Genomic DNA, 21,120 nt, shown 5'->3' with positions numbered 1-21,120 from the left:
TTAAATCATGCAGCAAATAGTTAATTTTATATTACGTAACAAATCATTTTTGTTATTTATATTGCTGTTTTCTATATCCTTTGTTTTTACTATTCAAAATCATTCGTACCAAAAAAGCAAGTTTGTAAACTCTGCTAATTTTTTGTCTGGAGGTATTTATAATAAAGTAAATAATATTAGTCAATATTTTGGTTTAAAGGAACAAAACCTACTACTCCAGGAAGAAAACAATAAACTAAAATCTATACTTTTTAATACCAATAAAGATACAATATCTAGTTTTTTAGATAGTCTTTCGTATAGCTCTATTTACAAGGTTACACCCGCCATTGTAATAAAAAACAACTATACATTTAGCACCAATATTTTACTTATTGACAAAGGAAAACGCGATAGTATTGAACAAGATTTTGGTGTTATAACGTCTAAAGGAATTTTAGGAATTGTAGATCATACTAGCAAAAAATATGCAACAGTACTTTCCATTTTAAACACGAAAAGTAAAATTAGTGCGCAATTAAAAAGAACCAATCATTTTGGTACCCTAAAATGGAATGGCAAATCACCAGAGTTTGTGCAATTGGTAGATATCCCATCTAAAGCAAAGCTAATACAAGGAGATACCATAATGACTTCTGGTCGTTCTGCTATTTTTCCCAAAGGAGTTCCTATAGGTATAGTAAAAGACTTTAAGTTGGATGCTGCCGAAGATTTTTACGAGATCAACGTTACTTTATTTAATGACATGACCAATATGGAACATGTTTACGTGATTGAAAACACAGATGCAAAAGAAATTAAGAACCTAATAAATCCTGTGGATGAATAGTATCATTTCTTCCAACGCTATCCGATTTATAGTATTAGTGCTCGCGCAAATATTAGTGCTTTCGCATATTAACTTTTTAGGGTACATAAACCCTTATATATACATTCTGTTTATCCTTTTATTTCCAGTAAAAAATAACAGAATGCTGTTTTTGCTTTTAAGTTTTTTATTAGGTATTACTATAGATATGTTTTTAGATTCTGGTGGTATGCATGCAGCTGCTTGTGTAACCATCGCTTTTATAAGACCAGCCGTTCTAAAATTTTGCTTTGGCGCAGTATATGAGCACCAAACCATTAAATTTAATCAGGTAGAATTTGGCCCAAGACTAACCTATATAACCATACTTACAGTAATACATCATTTCCTATTATTCCTTTTTGAAATTTTTAACTTTTCAAAGATAATTTTAGTACTTCAAAAAACGTTATTCTCAAGTATATTTACTATTATACTATGTGTTTTAGTAACCATTATATTCAGCAGAAAATCTAAATGAGGCAAATACTACTTTTCATTTCCATAATTTTTGTCGGTATTCTTTTTATTGCAAGACTTTTTTTTCTTCAAGTATATCAAGATAATACCAATAATTTATATGAAGACAACGCCATACGTAAGGTATATGATTACCCAAAACGAGGTTTTGTATATGATAGAAACGGAAAACTTCTAGTTTCTAACCAACCATCTTATGATGTGATGGTGATTCCCCGCGAAGTAAAACCACTAGATACTTTAGAGTTTTGCTCTCTTTTAAAAATAGACAAAGAACAGTTTATTCAAACCTATAAAAAAGCCTACACCTATTCTCCAAGATTGCCTTATGTTTTTCTTCCGCAATTATCGAAAGAAGACTACGCCGTTTTACAAGAGAAAATGCGCAAGTTTGAAGGGTTCTACATTCAAAAACGTTCTTTAAGAAATTACGAAACCACCATTGGTGCCAATGTACTTGGTGATATTGGTGAAGTAAATCAAAGAATCATGAATAAAAATCCCTATTACAAAATGGGCGATTTAATTGGTATGCAAGGTATTGAAGCTTCTTATGAAACCACATTACGAGGTGTAAAAGGAATAAAATTCATACAAAAAGATAGATTTAATCGAAATATCGGTCCCTACAAAAAAGGGAAATTTGACACCTTACCAGAATCTGGGAAAGACATTAAAACAACTATCGATGCTACGTTGCAAGCGTATGGCGAAATATTAATGGCTAATAAACGTGGTGGAATAATTGCTATTGAGCCAAGCACTGGAGAAATACTTTCTATGGTAGCTGCACCAACATACAACCCTAATTTATTAGTCGGTAGAGATCGTTCTAAAAACTTCACCAAACTATATAATGACTCCATTGCAAAACCATTATTTAATAGAAGTTTACAAGGCGTTTATGAGCCTGGCTCTCCTTTTAAACTAATGAATGCATTGGTTGCTTTACAAGAAGGTGTAATTTCTACAGACGAAAAGATTACCTGTTATGCTGGTTATAAATACGGGAACAGATTTATGAAATGCCATTGTAGAAGTGGTACAAGAAACGATATGGTACATGGTATTCAAGAATCTTGTAATGCCTATTTTGCAACGGTATACCGAAGAATTTTAGACAAGCCCGAAAATGCTTCCTTAGGAATTAACGTTTGGAGCGATCACGTAAAAAGTTTTGGTTTAGGAAACTTTTTAAACAACGATTTATACGTTGGTCAAAAAGGAAGAATTCCGGACAGAGCCTATTATAAAGGTATTTACCCAAAAACGTTTTATTCCACATACACTATTTCTAATGCTATTGGACAAGGAGAAGTTGCTACAACACCAATTCAATTAGCAAATATGATTGCGGCAATTGCGAATAGAGGTTATTATTTTACACCCCATATTATAAAAGAAATTAAAGGAGAAAACGTAGATCTAAACTTTACTACACCAAAATATACAACCATAGATAAACAACATTTTGAAACTGTAATTGAAGGGATGCTGAATGTTTACAAATATGGAACTGCAAGTCATTTACAAGTTCCTGGAATTGAAATTTGTGGAAAGACAGGTACTGTTGAAAATTTTGTGAGAATTGATAGTGTAAGAACACAACTTACAGACCACTCTATATTTGTAGCCTTTGCACCTAAAAATAATCCAAAAATTGCCATTGCAGTATTTGTTGAAAATGGATATTGGGGAGGACGCTTTGCAGGACGTATTGCAAGTTTAATGATAGAAAAATATATAAATGGCGAAGTAACCAGAAAAGATCTAGAAAATTGGATAGTATCGCACAGTTTAGAAGATGAATATGCTAAACCATACTCGGGTGAACCCTTTAAAATTAATGGAGGAACCACGCTACAAACAATTTCCTTAGAAGAAGTAAATAAACTAAAAGAACAACTAACCAAATTAGAATACTAATCTATGTTTAGACAAACAGATAGACATTTTAAATTTGACTGGGTTACTATTATTTTATTTTTAATTTTAGTAGGTTTTGGTTGGATGAATATCTTATCCGCTTCCCACACAGGAACAACCATTGATTATACTAATTTCTCCCAACCTTACGGAAGACAACTAATTTTCATAGGCTTAACCATTATACTCATAATCTTTATTCTTTCTATAGACGCTAAGTTTTACGAACGGTTTGCCAGTTTAATCTTTATCGTTTCCATGTTATCCTTAGTTGGTCTATTCCTCTTCGGTAAAAACGTAAACGGAGCCACTTCTTGGTATGGTATTGGAGGCATGACCTTTCAGCCCAGTGAGTTTGCCAAAGCTGCTACGGCATTAGCTGTTGCCAAATACATAAGCGATTTAAATACCGATATTAGAACCTTTAAAGACCAAATAAGAATCTTTATTATCATCCTAATTCCTGCCTTTTTAATCTTACTTCAAAATGACGCAGGAAGTACTTTAGTTTATGCCTCTTTCTTTTTTGTTTTATACAGAGAAGGTTTACCAAAAATATACCTAACACTTGCATTAACCTTAGTTGCTATTTCCATTTTAGCATTAAAATTCGGACCAATAATCACTTCTGTTTTAGCTATTATTTTCATTATAGCAAACTACTTTATTCAAAAAAAGAAACCTGTAATCTTACAGCCAATTCTTACCGCTTTGGTTTGTATAGTAATTGCTTTCGGAATTAAATTTTTCTACCAAAACATTTTACAACCACACCAACAAGACAGAATAAGTCTTTGGTTACGTCTAGAAAAAGATCCGCAAAAAGTAGCAGAAATGCGTAGAGATATTTTGTATAATTTATACGAATCTGAAAAAGCAATTAGCTCTGGAGGTTTTTCTGGAAGAGGGTTTTTAGAAGGAACAAGAACCACAGGGAAATTTGTACCAGAACAGCATACAGACTATATTTTTAGTACTGTTGGTGAAGAATGGGGTTTTCTAGGAAGTGTTTTTGTAGTCATCATATTTGTATTACTGATGCTTCGTATTTTAAAATTAGCAGAACTCCAAAAATCACAATTTAGTAGAGTGTATGGCTATTCGGTAGCCTCTATTTTATTTTTCCACTTTATGATTAATATTGGTATGGTAATGGGTTTAATACCTACCATTGGTATTCCGCTTCCCTTTTTTAGTTACGGTGGTTCCGGACTTTGGGGATTTACCATTTTACTATTTATATTCATCAAATTAGATTCGAATAGAATTAATGAATGGTAAGTAATTACCTTCAAAAATTATAGTATTCAACAGATTACAGAATAAAACAATCACTTCATCCGAAAAAATAGATTGGTCCAACTTCCAAAATAAAATATTTCATTCCTTTTTTTTAATTTAGAAAACACTCTAATATTTAGAGCATTCAAACTAATTAACAAAAAACAAAAACAATGAAAAAATTATTAGCAGAGTTTATTGGTACTTTCTGGTTAGTACTAGGTGGTTGTGGTAGCGCAGTTTTAGCAGCAGGAATTCCCAATATAGGAATAGGTTTAGTAGGTGTAGCACTTGCTTTTGGACTTACCGTTTTAACAGGAGCGTACGCTTTAGGACATATTTCAGGCGGCCATTTTAATCCTGCTGTATCTATTGGTCTTTTTGTTGGTGGACGATTTGACGGAAAAGATTTACCGGGGTACATTATTGCTCAAGTATTAGGTGGTATTGCTGGAGCCGCAATACTCTATGCCATTGTTAGCGGTATGGATGGTTTTGCTGGCTACTCGAAAGCTGGCGATTTTGCAACTAATTTTTATGGCGTAGAACAATACGGACATACCTTTAGTATGACCTCTGCGTTACTAATTGAAGTAGTAATGACCTTTATGTTTTTAATCGTGATTTTAGGCGCAACGCATAAAAATGCTTCACCAGGTTTTGGCGGATTGGCAATTGGTTTGGCATTAACACTAATACATTTAATTAGTATTCCTGTTACAAATACTTCTGTAAATCCTGCGAGATCAACTAGTCAAGCTTTATTTGTTGGCGGGGAAGCAATGGGACAACTATGGTTATTCTGGGTAGCACCAATTGTTGGCGCTATTTTAGCCGGCCTTGTTTACAAGTTTATGGCTCCAAATAAAGACTAATACCCAATATTATATACTAAAAAAGCGTCTTAAAATTAAGTTTCAAGACGCTTTTTGTATGTATAAAAGGAAAGTTAATCCTTTTTCAATTCTAATTTCTCAGCAAAATAATCACAAAAATCTTTCATGGTTGCCGTCATTTTTTCGTCTTGGGTTGCTCTATTAAAAGTATCACTCATAGCAACCAATGTTTGATGAAAAAACACTTTCATTTCATCGACAGGCATATCTTTTGTCCAAAGATCTATACGTAGCATTTCTTGGGTTTTACTGTCCCAAACAGAAAGCATCATCGCTTTAGCTTCTTGTTTACTAATGCCTCCATCTTCTGCTGTCCATACTAATTTTTCTGGAACTCTATTTTCGTCTAGTTCTACGTTTAATTCAATTTTTGAGGTAATCTTAGCCATTACAATTCTGGTTTAAAGTTCGATTTATTAAATATTTCTTCGGCATTATCAGTAAGCATTTCTTTTAAAGACACATTATTATTCTTCATATAAGCGCGTACAATTTGCCATCCTATATACTGACCTATTCTTCCTGGAGATTCTTGATCTATTTCTACCAACTTGAATTTAGAAAAAGGTGCTGGATTTATAAACCTATTTGGTAAATCTGCATCTGTACTAAACAATAATTCATTTTCTACAAAATAGCTCCAAATTTGTGCTTCATTGGCTTTCGACCAATCTAACTGTTCTTGCGAATAGCCAATTTTTTCTGCATCTGTTTTAAACGGAATCATGATATCTTTAAAATATAATTGTTTTCCAAAGAAAATCATTTCGTCTAAAAATGTTTTATTCCCTTTCGGAAAAATATAGTTTTCCGCATATTTGGAAGCAAAATCTACTACGATCTGATCTTCTGTAAAATTTGCTGCTAAATACTTTTGAATGCCATTATAAAAAGGATGTTCACTTCCTAAATACGTATCTATCGAAATAAGCGAAATCGTATCGGTTACAATCACTTTATTTCTATAATCTACAAAGGAAGTTGCACTAACTAAACGCGGTGTTTTAAATTCGGGAAAATAGTATTTCATGTGTTGAAAGAAACTTTTTAGCTCACTTTCCACCGTATTCAGATTGGGATATATTTTTTCTACTTCGGTATTTAATTCTAATTGTAAGGTGTCATGCATTTTGGCCACCCAAAAAGAATCTACATATTTTTTAGAAAACATAAACGGAAAAGCATCTTTTAAACTACTAAGGTCATTCGCTTTAGCATGTGCAAATGCCAAATCAAATCGCTCAATAGCCACAGACACATCTACTTTAGAAATTTCTTTTTCAAAGCTTGCATCCCGTTTACACGAAACACACAAAACAGCGATAAAAAGAAATAAAAAAATATTCTTCATAAACTTATTTTTATTAATTAAGCTATTGTTTATTTTTGTTAGGCAAAGGTACTATTCTTTGTTCTAAAATCTTTAAAAATGCAAACAGAAAAAGTAGCACATCATATTGTAAATTGGTTAAAAGAGTATGCATTAAACGCTAAAGTGAATGGTTTTGTTGTTGGTGTTTCTGGCGGAATAGATTCTGCGGTAACTTCTACTTTATGTGCAGAAACAGGCTTAGACGTTTTATGTATTGAAATGCCAATTCATCAAGCAGCAAGTCATGTTAGCAGAGCACAAGAGCATATCGATCAATTAAAAAAACGATATACAAATGTGCGGTCTACAAGAACAGACTTAACTCCTGTTTTTGAAGAATTTAAAACCGAAGTTTCTTTAAATGGCGACCAAGCTATTGTAGATATGGCCTTAGCAAACACGCGAGCTCGACTACGTATGACTACTTTATATTATTATGCAGGATTACAAAAACTACTGGTAGCAGGAACCGGAAACAAAGTAGAAGATTTTGGTGTTGGTTTTTACACGAAGTATGGAGATGGCGGTGTTGATTTGAGTCCGATTGCAGATTTATTAAAATCGGAAGTATATCAAATTGGAGAATATTTAGAAGTACCGGAATCTATAATGAAAGCTGCACCAAGTGACGGATTATTTGGTGATGCTAGAAGTGATGAAGATCAAATTGGAGCGTCGTATCCAGAACTAGAATGGGCCATGCAAATGCATGATGAAGGTAAGACCGAGGACGATTTTTCAGGAAGGCAAAAAGAGGCTTTTGTAATCTACAAACGTTACCATTCGGCTAATAAACATAAGATGATTGCCATTCCTATTTGTGAAATATCAAAAGATTTAAAATAAAATATTTTATTTATCAGTAAGAATTCACTACTTTTACTAAACGACTAATAGCAAAAACGTCTGTTGTTTTCCTCAGAAGTTATAACAAATTTAAAAAATTAAAGTTATGATTAAACTGTTGGTAGTAGACCATCATCCTATAATTAGGAAAGGTCTAGAACTACTTTTTATTACGTCGTCTAACATTCAAGTTGTTGGCACACTAGATGATGGTGAAGCCATATTTGAATTCTTAAACAAGAATAAAGTAGACATTATTATTTCTGAAATTGACTTACCAAAGCTTAATGGCATTACTGCCTTAAGAAGGCTTAATCAAGAACATCCTGATGTTAAAGTTATCATGTTTAGCGCCCAACCTGAAGAGGTCTACGCTATGAACACGATAAAAGCTGGGGCTTCTGGTTACTTATGCAAAACGGCTAATATTGTTACACTTAAAGAAGCTATTATAAAAGTGTATAGTGGCGGCATTTATTTAAGTAATGATCTCACGCAACGTTTAGCAATTGGTAAACGGGTTAGTCGATCTGGTAATTTTTACAAGAAATTATCTACGAGAGAAATTGAGGTTTTAAAACTCATTTCATCTGGAAGAAAAAACAAAGAAATTGCGGTAGAACTTGCTATTAATGAAAAAACAGTGAGTACATACAAAGCGCGTTTAATGAAAAAACTAAACGTTTCTAATATTGTCGACTTAATTAATAGAGCAAAATTATTAGAGTTATAAAACTCTATTTAGTTTTCGGGAAAGTAACATTTTTAGACTAGAGTAATCTTTTACTTCTTCTAGAACGCTTCTGTTTACTTCCGATCTGTTTTCAAGTGTTTGCTGCATAAACTCTTTTACTTTTTGGTCTATTAAAAAACAACGCAAACTTAAAATGGTTTCGCTAACTAACTGGGCAATAGATTGATCTTTCTGTTTTGGGAATATATTTTTACTATGCCAATCCGATAAACTATAACGTTCATCCTCCATTAAAATGGAAGATATTTCATTCGCCACATCCTGTTCTACCGTATTTACAAACTGCTCAATGGCAAAATCCGGATTTTGGTTTAAGGTATCAATTATGGTGTAATACAAGTTTTTAAACTGCTCATTGGTAAACTGCATTTCATCATCTTGCAAGTCTAAATATATTTTTTCAAAAACTTTAGTTTGGTGTTTTACAGGCTCGAGAATTAATTCGTTTTTCTCGTTTTCTTTTAAAACTAAATCTTCAAAATCCTCTGTTTTATTCCCATAAAGCAGCAGTATTTCAATAATTTTACGTTCTAAAATGTATTGCACATCCACCTTCTTCTTAGGCTGTTCATGCTTAATAACTTCAAAAGCAGTTTGTTTTTTACTCTGTTCCTTATGCGTTTCTTGAACGTCTTTATTTGTTATTTGTGCCAAGGTTGTAAACAATACTTGCTCACTAATATCCATAATTCTAGAACATTCTTGAATATAGATTTCCTTTTTAATTCGATCCGGAATTTTAGCAATACTATTTACAATATCTCGAATAGTATCGGCTTTTTTAACCGGATCATTTTTAGATTCTTCATATAAAACCGAAGCTTTAAATTGAATAAAATCTTGTGCATGCTCTTTTAAATACTCGCTTAACTCTTCTAAAGTATTTTGTTTTGCAAAACTATCTGGATCTTCTCCTTCGGGAAACGTACAAATTTTCACATTCATACCTTGTTCCAGAATTAAATCAATTCCGCGAAGCGATGCACGTAATCCGGCAGCATCTCCGTCAAATAGTACGGTAATATTTTTAGTAAGCCTATTTATTAATCGTATTTGATCTGGCGTTAATGCAGTACCAGAAGAAGAAACCACATTATGAATTCCGGTTTGGTGAAACTGAATCACATCGGTATATCCTTCCACCAAAAAACAATTATCTTCTTTAGCAATACTTTGTTTGGCCTGATAAATCCCGTATAAAACTTTACTTTTATGGTAAATATCACTCTCTGGAGAGTTTAGATATTTCGCCGCTTTTTTATCATTGGTTAAAATACGTCCGCCATAACCAAGCACGCGCCCACTCATACTTTGAATAGGGAACATCACGCGACCTTTAAATCGGTCAAAGCGTTTTTCGCCTTTCACAATAGTCAGTCCCGTTTTTTCTAGAAACTCTATTTTATATCCTTGTTTTAAAGCTTCGTCTGTAAAAGCTTGCCACTCATCTAAAGAAAAACCCAGTGCAAATTTCTTAATCGTTTCGTCTGTAAAACCACGTTCTTTAAAATAGCTTAAACCAATCGCTTTTCCTTTATCGGTTTTTAGTAATACCTTCTGAAAATACGTACTCGCATATTCACTTACTAAATATAAACTCTCCCGTTCATTGGCTTGCTCCTTTTGCTCGTTGCTCTGCTCGGTTTCTTCAATTTCAATATTGTACTTTTTAGCCAAGTACTTTATAGCTTCGGGATAGGTAAAATGCTCATGCTCCATTAAAAAAGCAACCGCATTCCCTCCTTTTCCGGTACTAAAATCTTTCCAGATTTGTTTCACAGGAGACACCATAAAACTTGGTGTGCGTTCTTCACTAAAAGGGCTTAATCCTTTAAAACTACTTCCCGACTTTTTTAACTGCACAAAATCGCCAATAACCTCTTCTACGCGTGAGGTTTCAAATACATGATCTATGGTGGATTTTGATATCAATTATGGAAGTTTTTTCGCTTTCGCGGAATTATTCCGTAAATGTAATATAAAAGATTTTGGTTTAAAAATTAATAGCAATAGGAAAGCTCTCTTTCTAAAAAATTCTATTTATCCTCTGGAATACAACCAGATATAAAAAACAAAACATATTCCGTTAGAAAAAAAAAGTTAACTTAGATAAGGAAAATTATAAATCAGCAAACTGAAAATCAACCACTACGACTATAAAATTCAAAGAAACGGCAAAATACCAAATGGAAACAAAGAAGCAATTTAGTGACAGAATACAATTACCTTTTACGTTTGATGTAGAAAAAATGGCCGCAGAAGCACAGGCATTAAAAAAGGAACATTACGAATATTATAAAGTTATTACTTTGCGTTCTCCGGCACATTTGGTAGACAGCTCTTTGCCTTTCCCTCCGCCTGCAACGGATTATGCAGATGGCTCTTGGACAGATTGGATGAACACACCGAATTTAGAAAAATCACCATATTTAAAAAGCGTTATCGATAGCTTTAGCAAGCATACTTCCGTTAATTTGGTTAGGTTATTATTTTTGGCACCAAATTCTGTAGTAAAAGAACATACCGATCCTACTTTAGGCTTAGAGCAAGAAAAATCAATGATTAGACTTACCATTCCCATAGATAATAATGAAGGCGTTTCGTTTTTTCTTAACGACTCTTTGGTTACTATGAAAACTGGAGAATGTTGGTATTTGCGTTTAACCGATAAACATCGTGTTATTAATAATGGCAACACAGATCGTATTAATTTAACCATAGATGTAATACCTAATAATAGCATTGTTGAAATCATTTCTAATGCAGTACACTAATAAATTCACAAAACAAACCGAAGCATGAAGACTAGAGAAAACGCCATCGAAATGGATAAAGCAGCGTTTCGAAAAATTGGTTATGAACTAATTGATACCATTTCTGATTTTTTGGAAGAGCTTCCGGACAAACAACTTACAACAAAAAAGACACCAAAAGAATTACAAAATATATTAGGAGATGCTGCTTTACCAGTAGATGGAAAACCAGCGGAAGCATTAATTTCTAATGCTACGAAATTACTATTAGACCATTCGTTATTTAATGGACATCCTAAATTTTTTGGCTATATCACATCTTCTGCAGCACCAATTGGCGCTTTAGCAGATTTATTAGCAGCTTCCGTCAACCAAAATGTTGGCGCACAAATACTGAGTCCGATAGCCACAGAAATAGAAAAACAAACCATTAAATGGTTGGCAGAATTTATTGGTGTATCTCCAAATTATGGAGGCATTTTGGTAAGTGGTGGAAACATGGCTAATTTTACCGCTTTTCTAGCAGCAAGAACAGCCAAAGCTCCAAAAGAGATTAAAGAAAACGGACTTTCCAATGCATCGAAACAATTAATTACCTACTGTTCGAAATCTACACATACTTGGATAGATAAAGCTGCCATTTTGTTTGGGCATGGTTCTAAATCGGTACGTTGGATTGCTACAGACACATCCAATAAAATGAATACACATCTTTTAGAGCAAACCATAAAAGAAGATATAAAGCAAGGCCATCAACCGTTTATGGTTGTTGGTACTGCTGGAGATGTGAGTACAGGAATTATTGATAATTTAGAAGCTATTGCTGCTATATGCAAAACCTTTGATTTATGGTTTCATATTGACGGTGCTTATGGTGCTCCTGCTGCAATTATTCCGGAATTAAAAGAATTATTTATAGGAATAAAAGAAGCCGACTCTATTGCTTTAGATCCGCACAAATGGTTGTATAGTCCGTTGGAAGCCGGTTGTACTTTGGTAAAAAACCCGAAACATCTAATAGACACTTATAGTTCGCATCCAGAATATTATAATTTCAGTTTAACGGAAGAAGGAGGATCACAGAATTACTTTGAATACGGACTCCAAAATTCTCGTGGTTTTCGCGCATTAAAAGTATGGCTTGCATTACAACAAATAGGAAGCAATGGCTATACAAAACTAATAAGGGAAGACATAGAATTATCAAAATATTTCTATGCCTTGGCGAACAGTCACGAAGAATTAAAAGCCGTAACTCAAAACTTAAGTATTACCACACTTCGATATGTGCCAAAAGATTTAGAAGGAGATGTTGAGGAAAAAGAGGTTTATCTAAATACCTTGAATGAGAAACTATTAGACGAACTTCAAAAAGGCGGAGAAATATTTCTATCTAACGCGATTATAGCAGATCAATATTGTTTGAGAACCTGTATTGTTAACTTTAGAACTACAAAAAAAGATATAGAGGATTCCATCAAAATACTAGTTACAGAAGGACGGAAAATGCATTTAATGCTGCAAAGTTAGATAACAATAAAGCAACTCGTTATAGCATATATAATTAAAGTACATTCTACTTCTAAAAACAAATCACGTAACTAATCATTAATAAACATCTTAAACAAAAAAAGCACCAAAAAGGTGCTTTTTTTCAATTCACTAACTCAAAAAAATTAATCCAAATCAAATCGTAATCCTAAAGAAATATTGTTTTGATCTATTGCTTGGTCTTTAAATAATGGTGACAAATCATACTTTGCATATACGGCAACATTACCAAAAGAAATGTAACTACTTATCCCATAAACAAAAGGATTGGTGTTTAAATCGGTTTCTTTATCCTTTTCTCTATCGCCATCTAGTTTGTATTTAATTTTATGCATCGAACTTAAATTAACTCCTGCGTAACCACCAACTCCGATTTTAAATTTATTATAAGTCGAGTATCTAAAATACGTATCACGTTCAATTTTTTTGGATGGGCCAAATTCAAAATGTATTGGCACTACTAAATTGGTAGTTCTAAACTTAGATTTGTTTAAGTTAAAAGCACTTGTTTCTAAAGAAACAACATCATTATTTTCGGTAAGAAACTGATCGTCTTTTAGATCTAATTTATTCCATTGCACCGATAGACCATACTTTAAACGTACCGCATTTGAATTTTTAAACAGACGTGTTTTCCATGCCCAACCTAATTCTACAAATCCAGAACCACCTAATTTATATGGCGAATCACTTAACGATTGCCCTTCAATGATTGCATTATTAAAACCTATGGCAAAAACCATATCGCTTGTGGTACGTCTATCGTATATTTTCGGAATTGCTTTCTGTTTCGGACCAATATAAATACCGCCTTTATCAAACTCATCGGAATCTTCCTCCTTTCCAATAGAAATTACAAAACCATCTAGGTTAGCACCAACATCGGAAGTTACTTCTTCATTTCTTTCTAATAAGGCAATTTTATTATCTAGAATAGCAATTCTATTTTCAATATTTAATGCGTGTTTTTCTGCTTCTGTTTGCTTTAATACATCTGCTTCTTCACTGGTAATTTCGCCACTATCTAATTTGACATTTATACTTGCCACACTTTCTTTTAAAAACTCCTTTTCCTCATTTGTAACTTGCTCCTTTTTATTTTCTAAAAATTCAATCTTTAATGCATTTGGATTTTCTTGTGCTTTGGCAAATTGCATCGCACACACTAAAATAATACCGATTACGTATTTTGTTGCTGTTTTCATTACTGTTCGTTTTTTAATGGATGATTTATATATTACTCGTTTCTAGTAGCAACTGCTGTGGTTGCCGTTTTAAAATTTTCCTCAATAACTTTAAATAACTTACCTCTTAATGATGGAGGCAATTCTGTTTCTGTATCTTCTAATAATGTATTTGCATCAACCTCAATAGACTTTACGCTGCTATTCGTACTTAATTGCATCTTTTTATTAGCAGTCTGCAATAGCGCTTCAATTTCAGAATCTGTTGTTTTTAAATTGGTGCTTACTATTTGACTTTCTTTCTTTCCTAAAACGCCTTCTGTTTTAACAACCGAAGCTATAACCTCTTCTTCCGCTATCCCAATAACACTTAATACTTTTGATTCTTTTTTAGCGCTGTTTGTTATGGCGGAATTACGAACTAATGGCTGCTTTATTTTTTGATTTTGGATTGTTTTTCGAACTGTATTTTCAGTAATACTACTGTTAGTTGGTATGGTATTTATTTTCATGTTTTCTGAAGTTTGCACTTGTTCTTGAACCACTTCTTGTATTTCTAGAATGATTTCCGAAGTTGGACTTGGATTCGTACTCGTTTCATTTTCTGCATCTACAACAATAGGTGAAACAGTCGAATTGGTAGTATCTAGCGTTACAAATTGAGTAACCACAAACAAGAGACCTATTACACTTGCCGCAATACCAAACCATAAAAACGTATTTTTACTTGGCTTTTTTTCGTCTGCATTTAAGCGTTGCTCTAAACTTTCCCACGCATTTTCAGAGGACTCCAGAGTTCTTCTCTCCAGCTTCTCTCTTATGTTTTCTTCAAATTTAATTGGTGCCATAACCTGTTTTGTTTAATGCTTTAATTTTTTGCTGAAGCGCTTTTCTTGCTTTGAACAATTGCGACTTAGAAGTACTTTCAGAAATCCCCAACATGTCTGCTATTTCTTGGTGTTTATAGCCTTCAATGGCATACATCACAAATATCATTTTATAGCCTTCAGGTAAATCATCTATGAGTTGCTGGATTTCGGCAACTTCCATATTTGTTTGAATATTATTGGAATGATTTACATCTTCTACTTCTGCATCCGACGAAAATTCAATTTGCTTTTTCTGCCTTAAAAAAGAAATAGATTCTCTTACCATGATACGTCTAATCCAACCTTCAAAACTACCTTCGTTTTTAAAATTTTTTAAATTCTGAAATACTTTAAAAAAACCATTTAACATGGCTTCTTCTGCAAATTGGGTGTCTTTAATATAATACCGACAAACGCTTAACATTTTGGGTGCATGCAACTGAAACAATACGTGTTGGGCTTCACGATTATTTTTTATTGCTTTTTTTATAAGCAAGGGTTCGTTTTTATGCAGTTGAATAACTTTCAAAATATGCGTACGTATTACGTTCTATTTATAAAGACGCAAAAAGGAAGGAAAAGGTTGCCTGAAGATTATTTTTTTCTATCAATTACGTAATTAACCATAATCTCTAGCGAGTTTCTATATTGGCTTTCTGGATATTTTTGTAGTATTTGCAGTGCTTCTGCTTGAAATTCTTTCATTTTAGCAACTGCATAATCTAATCCGCCATTATCTTTAACAAAAGCAATAACTTCTTTTACTCGTTTTTGATCTTTGTTATGGTTTTTAATAGAATTGATTACCCACTTTTTATCTTTTTTGCTCGCATGGTTTAATACATAAATTAAAGGCAAGGTCATTTTTTGCTCTTTAATATCTATTCCTGTTGGTTTTCCTATTTGTTCTTTACCATAATCGAACAAATCATCTTTTATTTGAAAAGCCATCCCTATAAGTTCTCCAAACTTCCGCATGGTTTCTACATGCTCGGATTCTGGTTTTACAGATGCAGCACCAAGGCTACAACAGGCAGCAATTAAAGTAGCCGTTTTTTGTCTTATAATCTCGTAGTAGATAGCTTCTGTGATATCTAGTTTTCTTGCTTTTTCAATTTGAAGAAGTTCCCCTTCGCTCATTTCCCGAACGGCAATAGAAATAATTTTTAGTAAATCGAAATCATTATTATCTATAGAAAGTAGTAATCCTTTTGAAAGTAAATAATCACCAACTAGAACCGCTATTTTGTTTTTCCAGAGTGCATTAACAGAAAAGAAACCACGACGACGATTGCTCTCATCTACTACATCATCATGTACAAGTGTTGCTGTATGAATAAGTTCAATTACCGAAGCGCCTCTATAGGTACGTTCGCTAACCTCTCCATTAGAAACCATTTTAGAAACCAGAAATACAAACATTGGTCGCATTTGCTTTCCTTTTCGGTTTACAATATAATGTGTTATTCTATTAAGTAATGCTACTTTAGAAGACATAGAAAGTTGAAACTTTTGTTCAAAAAGTTCCATCTCATACGCAATAGGCTGTTTTATTTGTTCTACAATTTTCAATAGAAAAAAGGTGTGAAATATGTAATAACAAACGTACTAAAAATGTGTGTGAAATACTATTAATCTCCTATAATTAGAACATTTAGAAATGAAATAACTAAGAGTAAAAGAGTTATAAATGCTTAAATTTTTGTAACTTTATTTATAATAACAACCACAAAAACAAATACTATGAAGAAAATTACTTTATTCGTTTTTTTACTGGCATCTTTTTTTAGCTATAGCCAGACCTCCATTTATAGTGAAGATTTTTCATCTGGAGACATTTCTAGCTGGACATTTTATGATGTAAATAATGTAGCTGGTGACGATTGGTTTTTAACAGACGAAACCAATTGGACAACACCTTTTGGCTATTACACAGATAACTTTTTAGCCTCCTTTTCATGGAATGATGTAGATTTTACGCCGGACAACATTGCTGTATCCCCACTAATTTCTATTCCTACTGATGCAACAGATGCTTCTCTAGATTTTTTAAGTGGTTCTGGTTCGGATCCAGCTTTTTTTAGTGAACATTATGCGGTATATGTTACTACAACAAATGATCAAGCTTCTATTCTAGCTTCCACTCCTGTTTTTGAAGAAACTTTAGGAATGGTTGGCACAAGTGTAAAAACGGTTAATCTATCTGCTTATGCTGGAATGGATGTTTATATTTCATTTAGACATTTTAACACTACTGGACATTGGCTTTTAGCGATTGACGAAATAGACCTTACCTCTCTACTACTTAGCGTAGATGAATTTGATCAACCGAATTATTATCAAATAAGTTGTAATGATAAACGGGTAACTATTTCTAATATACAAGGTGCAGCGAATTACAAAGTAATTTCTTTAACTGGACAAACCGTTTTAGAAAGCAGTACTCGTTTAGAAACGCAAACTATAAATCTTAATAGTATTGCTTCTGGTATTTATATTGTGGAAGTTAGTAATGCAGAAAATAGCAAAGTGAAACGTAAGAAAATTGTATTGCAATAGTATTTCATATTTATAATAAATAAAAAAGCTTCCTAAATTTAGGAAGCTTTTTTATTATTGCTTGTTTGCTAATTGTCCGCAAGCGGCATCAATATCTTTACCTCTAGAGCGTCTTACCGTTACGGTAATATTGTTTTGTTCTAGTATAGAAACATACATATCTGTTGCAGCACTATCTGCTTGTTGAAACTCGCCATCGTCTATTGGATTGTATTCGATTAGATTTACTTTACTCGGCGCAAATTTACAGAATTGCACCAATGCCTCTACATCTTCTCTTTTGTCGTTAATATCTCGCCAAACGACATACTCGTAAGTAATTCTGTTTTTTGTTTTTTCGTACCAATATACCAAAGCTTCCCGTAAATCTTTTAAAGGAAAGGTTGCATTAAATGGCATGATAGAAGTACGTACTTCATCTATTGCAGAGTGCAAAGAAACGGCTAGTTTAAACTTCACATCATCATCTGCCATTTTTCGAATCATTTTTGGCACTCCAGAAGTAGAAACTACAATTCGTTTTGGTGACATGCCTAATCCTTCTGGGGATGTAATCTTGTCTATTGCTTTTAGCACATTGTTATAGTTCATGAGTGGTTCTCCCATTCCCATAAAAACAATGTTACTTAATGGTTTATTGTGGTATAATCTACTTTCTTTATCTATGGCAACTACTTGATCGTAGATTTCGTCTGGATTTAGATTTCGCATACGTTTTAATCTAGATGTTGCACAAAATCTACAGTCTAAACTACAACCTACTTGACTAGAAACACATGCTGTGGTTCTTGTTTTTGTTGGTATTAAAACAGACTCGACTATTAAACCATCATGCAAGCGTACTGCATTTTTTATAGTACCATCGCTACTTTTTTGCATGGTATCTACATGAATGTGATTGATAACAAAGTTATCTTCTAGCATTTGTCTGGTTTCTATAGAGAGATTCGTCATGTCTTCAAAAGTATGTGCAGACTTGCTCCATAACCATTCATATACTTGGTTACCACGAAAGGCTTTATCGCCTTCTTTTACAAAGAAGTCTCTAAGTTGTTCTTTGTTTAATGCTCGGATGTCTTTTTTAGTTGTTGCCATTGTTCTGCAAAAGTAGTGAAAGGAATTTGGTTTGACGAATTACTGTTTTATGTTTTATGCAATTGCCTTTGGTAGGTGCATTAGGGATTGAGCAATTGTGGAAGCTCTTTTTATGTTGTTGCATATATGCAACATAAAAAAGCGACTTGCGAAAGCGCGACGCAACGTAGCTTAAGCGTAGTTGGGTAATGCCATAAAAAAAAGCCTCTAAAAAAGAGGCCTTATTTATATTATAATTTAAATCTCGGTGATAATATAAGATTCTCAATCTGGTTGCGGACTAAATGATTAGCATCGCGTCACCATAACTGTAAAAATTGTATTTTTCTTTGATTGCTTCTTGGTATGCTTTTAAGATAAACTCATGACCTGCAAAGGCGGAAGCCATCATTAACAGCGTTGATTTTGGCGTATGAAAGTTTGTAATCATACAATTTGCAATACTAAATTCATAGGGTGGAAAGATGAATTTGTTGGTCCAACCATCATACTCATTTAATGTACCGCTGGATGAAACCGAGCTTTCTACTGCACGCATTGCTGTTGTACCTACTGCGCAAATACGTCTTTTATTCTTTTTAGCATTGTTTATAATATTTGCCGCTTTTGCGTCAATGATTATTTCTTCGCTATCCATTTTATGTTTCGATAAATCTTCTACCTCAACCGCATTGAAAGTCCCTAAACCTACGTGAAGTGTAACTTCTGCAAATTCTACTCCTTTAATTTCTAAACGCTTTAAAAGGTGTCTAGAAAAGTGCATACCTGCTGTTGGTGCTGCTACTGCCCCTTCGTTTTTTGCAAAAATAGTTTGGTAACGCTCTTCATCTTCTGGTGTTACGTCTCTTTTTATATATTTTGGTAAAGGTGTTTCCCCTAATTCGGTAAGTTTTCTTCTAAATTCTTGGTAAGAACCATCATAAAGAAAACGTAATGTTCTACCTCTAGATGTAGTATTATCAATTACTTCTGCGACTAAAGTCTCATCATCCCCAAAGTATAATTTATTACCAATACGTATTTTACGTGCTGGATCTACTAATACATCCCAAAGACGTTGTTCTTCATTAAGTTCTCTTAATAAAAACACTTCAATACGCGCTCCAGTTTTTTCTTTATTACCATATAAACGTGCAGGAAATACTTTGGTATTGTTAAGTATTAATACGTCATCCTCTTCAAAATAATCAATGATATCCTTGAACATTTTATGCTCAATGGTTTGCTTTTCCCTATTTAAAACCATTAAACGAGACTCATCTCTATTTTCTGCTGGATGTTCTGCTAATAATTCTTCTGGAAGCTCAAATTGATAGTGAGACAACTTCATTTTAAAATTCTGCATGTAGTAGTATTAGGTATTGTAATGTATTTTACAAGGCTACAAATATACAATCTCAAAGTAGGCGTTGTCAAGTAAATAGCTAATTATTATTTAAAATAATTTAAAACCAATGCCTTTTAAGTCTTCCCAAAAAGTAGGATACGATTTAGAAACCACGAATGCTTCTTCTATTATTATCGACGTTTTTAATGCTAACGGCGCAAATGCCATTGCCATTCTGTGATCTTGATATGTTGCTATTTTTACATCTTTGTTCATTATAGTGGAAACTTCAAGCTGTAAGGTTTTATTTGTAATAGTTACTTTACCACCTAATTTTTCTATTTCGGTTTTTAAAGCTACAAGTCGATCTGTTTCTTTAATTTTTAAAGTATGCAATCCTTTTAAATCACATGCAATTCCTAAACCAAAACAAGTGACAGCAATAGTTTGCGCAATATCTGGCGCATTTTTAAGGTCTAAAACAATTACCGTTTCCGGAGGAACAGTTGTTACTTTTTGAAGTCTAATGCTATGGTTTTCAAAAGTTGTTTCTACGCCAAACTGCTTATAAATTTTAGCCAAAGCTGCATCGCCTTGTAAGGAGTTCTCTTTATAAGAAGCTAATGTAATTTCGGTGCCAACGGCACTCATTGCAACAATACTATAATAGTAGGAAGCCGAAGACCAATCGGATTCGATGGTCAATTGTTGCTTCTTAATTTCGGATTGCGGGTTTACTTTTATAATATTATTTTCAAAACTTGTTTCTACTCCAATATCGTTAAGTAACGATAATGTCATATTTATATATGGAACAGATGTTATCTCTCCATCTAAAGTAAGTTCTAAACCGTTTTCTAGTTTTGGCGCTATTAATAATAAAGCCGAAATATATTGGCTGCTTACATTTGCTTTTAAGGTTACTTTATTTTTTGCTATTTGTTTCCCCTTTATTTTTATTGGTGGATAGCCATCGTTTTTTTCATAACTAATTGAAACACCTAATTGACTTAATGCATCTACCAAAATAGCAATAGGTCTTTCTTGCATTCTTTTAGATCCAGTAAGAATTACTTCTCTATTATTTTGAATAGAAAAATACGCGGTTAAAAAGCGCATTGCTGTTCCTGCGTGATGGATATCTATAACATTTTCTGAAGCGAGCAAAGCTTTTTGCATGACTTTAGAATCGTCGGAATTAGAAACATTATTGATTTCTAAATTAGGATACAAGGCTTGTAATAATAACAATCTGTTAGATTCACTTTTAGAACCTGTTACTTGTATTGTAGATTGCTTTGCAATGGATGACTTTTGAAGGTGTACGTTCATAGGTATAAATAGAATAAACTATTTTATTGCACTTCGACTGCGCTCAGT

At 33.2% G+C, this 21,120-nt stretch carries 20 protein-coding genes; 10 read left to right on the top strand and 10 right to left on the bottom strand.

What is annotated here, in order from left to right; genetic code table 11:
- The first annotated feature begins 7 nt into the window (after positions 1-7).
- The 5 genes from mreC (at position 8) to aqpZ (ending at position 5,409) form a co-directional block, all read left to right on the top strand.
- The gene (mreC, locus tag ACVCXO_RS18925) at positions 8-829 is read left to right on the top strand and encodes a rod shape-determining protein MreC (RefSeq protein ID WP_452231150.1); all 822 of its coding nucleotides are present in this window, start codon (positions 8-10) and stop codon (positions 827-829) included.
- Positions 822-1,328: a rod shape-determining protein MreD gene (locus ACVCXO_RS18920; RefSeq protein ID WP_452231149.1), complete on the top strand. Its 507-nt coding sequence runs from the start codon at positions 822-824 to the stop codon at positions 1,326-1,328. The genes mreC and ACVCXO_RS18920 overlap by 8 nt, the downstream gene beginning before the upstream one ends.
- Complete coding sequence (mrdA, locus tag ACVCXO_RS18915) at positions 1,325-3,253, top strand: penicillin-binding protein 2 (RefSeq protein WP_452231148.1); 1,929 nt, start codon at positions 1,325-1,327, stop codon at positions 3,251-3,253. Before ACVCXO_RS18920 ends, mrdA begins: the two co-directional genes overlap by 4 nt.
- Positions 3,254-3,256: 3 nt before the next feature.
- A complete protein-coding gene (gene rodA, locus ACVCXO_RS18910; protein ID WP_452231147.1) occupies positions 3,257-4,534 on the top strand; it encodes a rod shape-determining protein RodA in 1,278 nt (425 codons plus the stop codon).
- A 173-nt stretch (positions 4,535-4,707) separates the two neighbouring features.
- Positions 4,708-5,409 carry an aquaporin Z gene (gene aqpZ / locus ACVCXO_RS18905; RefSeq protein ID WP_452231146.1) on the top strand — a complete coding sequence of 234 codons (702 nt, stop codon included), beginning with the start codon at positions 4,708-4,710 and terminating at the stop codon, positions 5,407-5,409.
- Between the two features lie 74 nt (positions 5,410-5,483).
- On the opposite strand, the gene gldC is transcribed toward aqpZ, so the two are convergent.
- Both gldC and gldB read right to left on the bottom strand, forming a co-directional pair.
- On the bottom strand, positions 5,484-5,819 hold the full coding sequence (gldC, locus tag ACVCXO_RS18900; protein WP_452231145.1) for a gliding motility protein GldC: 336 nt from the start codon (positions 5,817-5,819) through the stop codon (positions 5,484-5,486).
- Positions 5,819-6,781 carry a gliding motility lipoprotein GldB gene (gene gldB / locus ACVCXO_RS18895; RefSeq protein ID WP_452231144.1) on the bottom strand — a complete coding sequence of 321 codons (963 nt, stop codon included), beginning with the start codon at positions 6,779-6,781 and terminating at the stop codon, positions 5,819-5,821. The genes gldC and gldB overlap by 1 nt, the downstream gene beginning before the upstream one ends.
- A 78-nt stretch (positions 6,782-6,859) precedes the next feature.
- Between gldB and nadE the strand changes: the two genes are divergently transcribed.
- Positions 6,860-7,648, top strand: a complete 789-nt coding sequence (nadE, locus tag ACVCXO_RS18890) for an NAD(+) synthase (protein ID WP_452231143.1) — start codon at positions 6,860-6,862, stop codon at positions 7,646-7,648.
- A gap of 106 nt (positions 7,649-7,754) precedes the next feature.
- Positions 7,755-8,381 carry a response regulator gene (locus tag ACVCXO_RS18885; protein WP_452231142.1) on the top strand — a complete coding sequence of 209 codons (627 nt, stop codon included), beginning with the start codon at positions 7,755-7,757 and terminating at the stop codon, positions 8,379-8,381.
- Here the strand turns inward: ACVCXO_RS18885 and dnaG are convergent.
- Positions 8,376-10,334 carry a DNA primase gene (gene dnaG / locus ACVCXO_RS18880; RefSeq protein WP_452231141.1) on the bottom strand — a complete coding sequence of 653 codons (1,959 nt, stop codon included), beginning with the start codon at positions 10,332-10,334 and terminating at the stop codon, positions 8,376-8,378. The two genes, ACVCXO_RS18885 and dnaG, sit on opposite strands and share 6 nt — an antisense overlap.
- Before the next feature lie 254 nt (positions 10,335-10,588).
- Here dnaG and ACVCXO_RS18875 point away from each other — a divergent pair, with 254 nt between their 5' ends.
- Positions 10,589-11,176 (top strand): aspartyl/asparaginyl beta-hydroxylase domain-containing protein, encoded by a 588-nt coding sequence (locus ACVCXO_RS18875; protein WP_452231140.1) that lies wholly within the window; start codon positions 10,589-10,591, stop codon positions 11,174-11,176.
- Between the two features lie 24 nt (positions 11,177-11,200).
- Positions 11,201-12,685: a pyridoxal phosphate-dependent decarboxylase family protein gene (locus tag ACVCXO_RS18870; RefSeq protein WP_452231139.1), complete on the top strand. Its 1,485-nt coding sequence runs from the start codon at positions 11,201-11,203 to the stop codon at positions 12,683-12,685.
- 146 nt (positions 12,686-12,831) lie between these two features.
- On the opposite strand, the gene ACVCXO_RS18865 is transcribed toward ACVCXO_RS18870, so the two are convergent.
- The 4 genes from ACVCXO_RS18865 to ACVCXO_RS18850 all read right to left on the bottom strand — a co-directional run bounded on the left by ACVCXO_RS18865 (position 12,832) and on the right by ACVCXO_RS18850 (position 16,331).
- Positions 12,832-13,911 (bottom strand): hypothetical protein, encoded by a 1,080-nt coding sequence (locus ACVCXO_RS18865; protein ID WP_452231138.1) that lies wholly within the window; start codon positions 13,909-13,911, stop codon positions 12,832-12,834.
- A 32-nt stretch (positions 13,912-13,943) separates the two neighbouring features.
- The gene (locus ACVCXO_RS18860) at positions 13,944-14,738 is read right to left on the bottom strand and encodes a hypothetical protein (RefSeq protein ID WP_452231137.1); all 795 of its coding nucleotides are present in this window, start codon (positions 14,736-14,738) and stop codon (positions 13,944-13,946) included.
- The gene (locus ACVCXO_RS18855) at positions 14,725-15,288 is read right to left on the bottom strand and encodes an RNA polymerase sigma factor (RefSeq protein ID WP_452231136.1); all 564 of its coding nucleotides are present in this window, start codon (positions 15,286-15,288) and stop codon (positions 14,725-14,727) included. Before ACVCXO_RS18855 ends, ACVCXO_RS18860 begins: the two co-directional genes overlap by 14 nt.
- A 65-nt stretch (positions 15,289-15,353) precedes the next feature.
- On the bottom strand, positions 15,354-16,331 hold the full coding sequence (locus ACVCXO_RS18850; protein ID WP_452231135.1) for a polyprenyl synthetase family protein: 978 nt from the start codon (positions 16,329-16,331) through the stop codon (positions 15,354-15,356).
- 171 nt (positions 16,332-16,502) lie between these two features.
- Between ACVCXO_RS18850 and ACVCXO_RS18845 the strand changes: the two genes are divergently transcribed.
- Positions 16,503-17,318: a choice-of-anchor J domain-containing protein gene (locus ACVCXO_RS18845; protein WP_452231134.1), complete on the top strand. Its 816-nt coding sequence runs from the start codon at positions 16,503-16,505 to the stop codon at positions 17,316-17,318.
- Between the two features lie 54 nt (positions 17,319-17,372).
- On the opposite strand, the gene rlmN is transcribed toward ACVCXO_RS18845, so the two are convergent.
- From rlmN to ACVCXO_RS18830, 3 genes are all read right to left on the bottom strand, one after another.
- Positions 17,373-18,413: a 23S rRNA (adenine(2503)-C(2))-methyltransferase RlmN gene (rlmN, locus tag ACVCXO_RS18840; protein WP_452231133.1), complete on the bottom strand. Its 1,041-nt coding sequence runs from the start codon at positions 18,411-18,413 to the stop codon at positions 17,373-17,375.
- 280 nt (positions 18,414-18,693) lie between these two features.
- Positions 18,694-19,743 (bottom strand): tRNA preQ1(34) S-adenosylmethionine ribosyltransferase-isomerase QueA, encoded by a 1,050-nt coding sequence (gene queA / locus ACVCXO_RS18835; protein WP_452231180.1) that lies wholly within the window; start codon positions 19,741-19,743, stop codon positions 18,694-18,696.
- 105 nt (positions 19,744-19,848) lie between these two features.
- Positions 19,849-21,072, bottom strand: a complete 1,224-nt coding sequence (locus ACVCXO_RS18830) for a 3-phosphoshikimate 1-carboxyvinyltransferase (protein ID WP_452231132.1) — start codon at positions 21,070-21,072, stop codon at positions 19,849-19,851.
- Positions 21,073-21,120: the final 48 nt, after the last annotated feature.

It is taken from the genome of Lacinutrix sp. MEBiC02404 (assembly GCF_053601575.1).
The sequence above is the reverse complement of the archived record's forward strand: the minus strand, read 5'-3'. Positions and strand labels throughout refer to the sequence as shown.